This window comes from Candidatus Saccharimonadia bacterium, assembly GCA_035544015.1.
Classification (GTDB): domain Bacteria; phylum Patescibacteriota; class Saccharimonadia; order UBA4664; family UBA4664; genus UBA5169.
Window position 1 is genome coordinate 1 of the sequence record DATKIP010000094.1, and the last position, 1,419, is coordinate 1,419.

Annotated in this window: 1 protein-coding gene; it reads left to right on the plus strand. The window is 54.5% G+C overall.

What is annotated here, in order from left to right; genetic code table 11:
• Positions 1-219 precede the first annotated feature (219 nt).
• Positions 220-996 (plus strand): IS5 family transposase, encoded by a 777-nt coding sequence (locus VMT30_08655; protein HVQ44997.1) that lies wholly within the window; start codon positions 220-222, stop codon positions 994-996.
• Positions 997-1,419: the final 423 nt, after the last annotated feature.

Below are 1,419 nucleotides of genomic sequence, written 5' to 3' on the forward strand. Positions count from 1 at the left end.
ACCACTCGGGCAACTTGAAGGTGTGCCGCAGCCGATCGTTTTGCTTATTAAGCTGCTCCTTGCGAAGGACGCTGCCCGGCGCTCTCAGACTCCGTCTGATCTTTTGAGGATCATACCTGCGATCGCGGACGCCGTCGAGGCAGGGCACACAATTGAGCCTCAGAGCCTAGAGGCTGTCCGAAAACTCGAAAAGTGGCATGAGGCATGCTTAGAAAAGGGATGTTTATAAGTGATGAGCAGTGGGAGCTACTGGGGCCGCTTTTGGAGCGTCCGCGCAAGAGCCAGTATGGACGACCGCGGGCGGGGGAGCGGGAAGTTTTTGAGGCGATCCTCTTTGTGCTACACACCGGAATCCAGTGGAAGCACCTGCCGAGAACCTTTCCGCCCAAGAGCACAGTGCACGACTATCTGAAGGCGTGGAGTCAGTCCGATGCGTTCCGGCGTATCTTTGCTGCCATTATCAGTCAGTTGATCGAAGAGGGTCGAGTCAACTTGGAAGAGTGCTTTGTGGATGCCACTTTTGCCGCGGCCAAGGGCGGAGGAACCGCGGTTGGTCTGACGCGCAAAGGTAAAGGAACGAAGGTGCAGCTTGTGGTTGATGCAAAGGGAGTTCCCCTGGCTCTCTCTTTGGATGCAGCCAGCGTCGGTGAGACCGCGATGGTCCAGCAAACCCTGGGCTTCGTCGAGGGAGACTTTCAGCCAAAACGCCTCATCGGAGACAAGGGTTATGATAGCGACGCCCTTGATCAAACCCTCGCAGAACTGGGCATCGAAATGATCTCTCCTCACCGCTCCAACCGTCGGCCCGAGAACCTGACTCAGGATGGCCGGCCTTTGCGCCGCTATCGCCGCCGATGGATCGTCGAGCGCACCATTGCCTGGCTCGGTAATCACCGCCGACTCCTGACTCGCCACGAAAAGCATGCCTCGCTCTTCGCTGCTTTCGCTACTCTCGGCTGTCTTATGATCGCTCTGCGCCATCTTCCTCTCCCTTAGTTCAAATGACTTTTCGGACAGCTTGTAGGAATAAAAGTCGGAGGTCTTTACTGGTCATTGGTGGATATTCGGACGTCTCCAGCTATCGAAGATCAGAATGCGTCGTATTGTTTTGCCCTCAACGCCGACTGGCGTTGGTCGCGAGACTATCGCGAACTTCCCTTTTTGGGCTCCCCGCTATTGGGAATGGCTAGGCGCATGTGTTTTATTTTGAAAAGGAGCGCGCAGTTGAATAACGAACAAGGGCCTCATTGCCGGCCCTTGTAAATCCGAACTAGGGGACGTTTTTTCATCTCCTTTCCGTTTAATTGGAGCAGATCGAAGTCGTAAAAAATATTGGTGGCCGCTCCTGCTCCATATCATGAGCCTGAAGCAATTGAAATGATGAGCGCCCTTTCATGCTACAATGTCGCCATCGATGAT